General features: G+C 70.0%; 6 protein-coding genes and 1 pseudogene. 1 reads left to right on the forward strand and 6 read right to left on the reverse strand.

What is annotated here, in order from left to right:
* The 5 genes and pseudogenes from AC1DOC_RS21795 to AC1DOC_RS21815 all read right to left on the reverse strand — a co-directional run.
* Positions 1–185 (reverse strand): annotated as a pseudogene (locus AC1DOC_RS21795) (SCO family protein); the annotation flags it as partial.
* Between the two features lie 20 nt (positions 186–205).
* Entirely contained in the window at positions 206–1,111 is a 906-nt protein-coding gene (cyoE, locus tag AC1DOC_RS21800) for a heme o synthase (protein ID WP_015867152.1), read from the reverse strand.
* Positions 1,108–2,328: a COX15/CtaA family protein gene (locus tag AC1DOC_RS21805; protein ID WP_018906712.1), complete on the reverse strand. Its 1,221-nt coding sequence runs from the start codon at positions 2,326–2,328 to the stop codon at positions 1,108–1,110. Before AC1DOC_RS21805 ends, cyoE begins: the two co-directional genes overlap by 4 nt.
* Before the next feature lie 6 nt (positions 2,329–2,334).
* On the reverse strand, positions 2,335–3,018 hold the full coding sequence (locus tag AC1DOC_RS21810; RefSeq protein WP_478079703.1) for a hypothetical protein: 684 nt from the start codon (positions 3,016–3,018) through the stop codon (positions 2,335–2,337).
* Positions 3,002–3,811 (reverse strand): SURF1 family protein, encoded by an 810-nt coding sequence (locus AC1DOC_RS21815; protein ID WP_478130464.1) that lies wholly within the window; start codon positions 3,809–3,811, stop codon positions 3,002–3,004. Before AC1DOC_RS21815 ends, AC1DOC_RS21810 begins: the two co-directional genes overlap by 17 nt.
* 36 nt (positions 3,812–3,847) lie before the next feature.
* Here AC1DOC_RS21815 and AC1DOC_RS21820 point away from each other — a divergent pair, with 36 nt between their 5' ends.
* A complete protein-coding gene (locus AC1DOC_RS21820; RefSeq protein WP_015867156.1) occupies positions 3,848–4,069 on the forward strand; it encodes a twin transmembrane helix small protein in 222 nt (73 codons plus the stop codon).
* A 74-nt stretch (positions 4,070–4,143) separates the two neighbouring features.
* Here the strand turns inward: AC1DOC_RS21820 and AC1DOC_RS21825 are convergent.
* A partial coding sequence (locus AC1DOC_RS21825) for a cytochrome c oxidase subunit 3 (protein ID WP_478130465.1) occupies positions 4,144–4,252 on the reverse strand: 109 nt, incomplete at its 5' end.

A 4,252-nucleotide genomic window follows, 5' to 3' on the forward strand; every position in this document is an offset into this window, starting at 1 on the left:
GTGCGCAGCTTGCCGTCGGCATCCTTGAGCGAGAAGTCGCGGGCGTAGTCGGCGCCGGTGATGTCGACCGCATTGAAGCTGGGCTTGGCTTCGCTGCAGGCCGAAAGACCGAGGCCCAGGGTGGCGGCCATGCCAGCCCATCCCGCACCGCCGGCAATCAGTTTCAGGGCATTTCGCTTGTTCATGGGCACGGGCATTCGGTCAATCAGCGGAGGTAATGGTCGACGAGCAGTGCCGCGAACAGCACGCTCAGGTGGATCAGCGAGAACCGGAAGGTCTTGCGCGCCAGCGCATCGGAGTAGTTGCGCCAGAGGGCGAAGGCGTAGCCYGTGAAGCCGATGCTCACGCCCACCGCCACCGCCAGGTAGAGCCAGCCGCTCATGCCGTAGATGAAAGGCATCAGGCAGGCCGCGAACAAGATGAAGGTATAGAGCAGCACCTGCAGCCGCGTGAACTCGTTGCCGTGCGTGACGGGCAGCATCGGCAGGCCGGCCTTGCGGTAGTCCTCGACGCGGTAGAGCGCCAGCGCCCAGAAGTGCGGCGGCGTCCACAGGAAGATGATCAGGAACAGGATCAGCGCCTCGGGGCCCACGTCGCCGGTCATTGCGGCCCAGCCCAGCACCGGCGGCATCGCGCCCGAGGCGCCGCCGATCACGATGTTCTGCGGCGTCAGCGGCTTGAGGATCACGGTGTAGATCACCGCATAGCCGACGAAGGTGGCAAAGGTCAGCCACATGGTGAGCGGGTTGACCTGGAACCAGAGCAGCGCCGAGCCGGCCGCGCACAGCAGCGCCGAGAACACCAGCGCCTGCAGGTCGCTGAGCTGCCCGCGCGCCGTGGGGCGCCAGGCGGTGCGCTTCATCTTGGCGTCGATGCCCTTCTCGACCAGGCAGTTGAACGCCGCCGCCGCGCCCGCCACCAGCCAGATGCCGATACAGGCCAGCACGGCGCGCTGCACGTCGGCCCACGAGGGCAGCCCGGGTACGGCCAGCACCATGCCGATGAGGGCGCAGAAAACGATCAGCTGCACCACGCGCGGCTTGGTCAGCGCATAGAACTGGCGCAGCACGTTGGCGGTGCTTGTCTGCTGCACGGAAATCGGCGTGCTCACGCGGCGGCCTCCCTCTGGTTGTTGTGTGGGGCGCCGGGCGCCTTGTCTGTCTCGTGTGCGGTCGCGGCCACGGCCCCGCGGCGGCTCTCGCACAGCGCCCATGTCAGCACCACGGCCAGCGCGGCGGCGCCCCCGGTGTGCAGGACCGCGGCGACCAGCGGCCAGCCGAGCAGCACGTTGCCGAGGCCCGTGGCCAGCTGCAGCAGCGCGAGCCCCGCGAGCCAGCGCGCCTGCGGCCGCAGCGGCGGCGTGCGGCGCAGCTGCCACGCGAGCACGCCCAGCGCGGCGAACACGGCGTAGGCCATCAGCCGATGCACGTAGTGGATGGCGGTGAGCGCGGAAAAATCGAGCGGCACGCCGCTGCCGGTCACGCCCAGGTGGCGCCAGATCTCGAAGCCCTGGGCAAAATTCATCGGCGGCCACCAGCTGCCCTGGCAGGTCGGGAACTGGGTGCAGGCCAGCACCGCATAGTTGGTGCTGACCCAGCCGCCGAGCGCGATCTGCAGCAGCAGCAGGGCCGAGGTGGCGATCAGCCCGCTGCGCAGCGCAGGCGACACCGGCGTGGGCAGGCGGTCGGCGGCGGCCTGCCGGTAGCGCACCGCCTGGATGCACAGCAGCACCAGCAGCACCACGGCGCCCAGCAGGTGCAGCGTGACGATCGCTGGAAAGAGCTTCCAGGTGACCGTGAGCGCGCCGAACGCGCCCTGCAGGCAGACCCAGGCCAGCGTGAGCGCGGGCCACCAGGCGCTGAGCGTGGCGTGCTCGCCGTCCGCCGGCGCGGGCGGCATGCGGCGCTGGCGCCGCCGCACGGCCCAGGTGGCGCCCGCCAGCGCGAGGATCAGCACACCGACGCCGGTGGCCAGGTAGCGGTGCACCATCTCGACCCAGGCCTTGCTGTGCGTGACCGGGCCGGTCGGCTGGGCCGATTGCGCCATGGCGATCTCGTGGCGCGCGCCCACCGGACTCGCGTTGCCGTAGCAGCCCGGCCAGTCGGGGCAGCCCAGGCCCGAATCGGTGAGCCGGGTGAAGGCGCCGAACAGCGTGAGGTCGAAGGTGAGGAACAGCGTCAGCACGGTGAGCGCATGCAGCCGGCGCGCCGGACCGGCGCCCGCGTTGCGGCGCCACACCCACACCAGCGGGCCGAGCGCGATCAGCACGCCGGCAGCCATCAGCCAGGCGACGGGGGTGAGGTCGTAGAGCGAGCCGGTGTCCATCATGCGGTGCTAGCGGCCGGGCTCGTCCCAGGAGGCCGAGGCGCGCAGCAGGCGGTCGAGGTCGCGCTTGGCGCGGCTCGCGCCCGCGGCGTCCATGCGGGCCGGAAATCGCATCATCCAGTTGCCCATCGGATCGACCACGTACAGGTGCTCGGCCAGCCCATGGCCCGGGGCGGGCGCGAGCCATTGGGCCAATTGCTGGGCCGGCACGCGCAGCACGGTGGCGCCGCGCAGGCCGTTGTCCAGCCGCGCCGGAACCGGCGCCGCATCGCTCACGAGCCAGACGCGGTCGAGCCGGTCCTTCTCGCGGCCCAGGCTCTCGCGCAGCTGGCGCTGCAGGTAGAGCTGCTGTTCGCAGAGCGCGTCGCAGGCCGCATCGGCCACGGCCACCAGCAGCCACTGGCCCTTGAGCGTGGCCAGGTCGACCGGCGCGCCGCTGCGGTCCGTGGTGGCGAGCACAGGCAGCGTGCGCTGCGGATCGATGAGCTCGCCGTAGACGCTGCGCCCCTCGGGCCGGATCACGTAGTAGGTGAAGTACGACGCGATGACGGGCGCGGCGCACATCAGCATCACGGCAACCATCTTCCAGCGCCCGGCCACCGTGCGGCGGCCCTCGGCACCGTCGAGCGCCTGGTTGGGCGACGGCATCGAGTGCACCGTCAGGCCCAGCGGTTCGTCAGAGGCTGCGTTCATCGCGTGCGCGGYGCCTCGAGCGGCGGTTGGGGGAAATGATTTGGAACCAGACATAGAGGATGACCACGAGGGCCGAAAGCCCGAACCACTGGAATGCATAGCCGTAGTGCTTCTCCAGACCCAGAGCGGGGGCCGGCCAGTCGCGCTGCAACCCCTCGGAAGCGGGGCCGGCCTGCTGCAGCGACACATCGGTTCGCAGCGGCAGCTTGGTTTCGGCGCGGAACGCTTCCAGGTCGAGATTCTGCCGGATGGGCGAAGACCCCGCGGATTCCGGTGCCGAGGCGGCCGCGGCCGGCTTGCCGAGCTCGAACAAGTGGCCCGGCGGCGGCTCGATCAGGCCCGTGACCTCGACGATGCCCGGCGGCGTCTCGACCGCGCCCAGCTGCGTGCGGTCGTTGAAGTTGCGCTGCACCCAGCCGCGCTGGATCATCACGGCCTGGTCGCTGCCTTCCAGGGCGAACGGCGTCAGCACGTAGAAGCCCGGCACGCCATGCATCTGCCGGTTGTCCAGGTAGACCGTCTGGGGCGTCAGCCAGAGGCCGCGCAGCCGCACCGGCCGGTGCAGCTCGCCGGCCGGCGCCTCGAGCGCCAGGAACTCGGCCTGGGCCAGCGGCGGCTTCTGCTTCTGGGCCTCGATCTCGGCCTGCAGCGCCTCCTTCTGCGCGGCGCGCGACAGCTGCCAGCGGCCCAGCGACACCGTGGCGCAAAGGGCCAGCACGGCGGCCAGCGTGACCAACAGGAAGCGGCCCCGCCTGGGCCTCCGGCGGGCGGAATGAAGGGGTTCCGGCGTCACTGGAGTGGATGAGGCGTGCGGCCGATAATCGGGGTCATGAAATATTTCGTCGCCCTGGTTTTCGTGGGCATCTTCGCGAGCCTTGCCTTCGCGCTCTTCTACATGCTGAAAGACGGGCGCAACGGGCGCGCCAAGAGCGGCGGCATGGCGCGCGCCCTCACCTTTCGGATCGGCCTGTCGGTGTTTTTGTTCCTCTGCATGCTGCTGGCCTGGAAATTCGGCTACATCCAGCCCACCGGGCTCCCGCTCGGCAAGTAGATGGTGCTCGTTCCACGAGAACCATGAAAAAGGCGCCTTCCGGCGCCTTTTTTTCTGCATGCCGCGGGAGTCGCTCAAAGCCAGTACACCAGCATGTAGAGGCCGAGCCACACCACGTCGACGAAGTGCCAGTACCAGGCCGCGCCCTCGAAGCCGAAATGGCGCTCCGGCGTGAAGTGGCCC

It is taken from the genome of Variovorax sp. 01T439_2 (assembly GCF_056398445.1).

Coding starts and splice junctions, on each gene's coding strand:
- AC1DOC_RS21805 (WP_018906712.1), bottom strand. CDS start 2,328: ATGATGGACACCGGCTCGCTCTACGACCTCACCCCCGTCGCCTGGCTG.
- AC1DOC_RS21810 (WP_478079703.1), bottom strand. CDS start 3,018: ATGAACGCAGCCTCTGACGAACCGCTGGGCCTGACGGTGCACTCGATG.
- AC1DOC_RS21820 (WP_015867156.1), top strand. CDS start 3,848: ATGAAATATTTCGTCGCCCTGGTTTTCGTGGGCATCTTCGCGAGCCTT.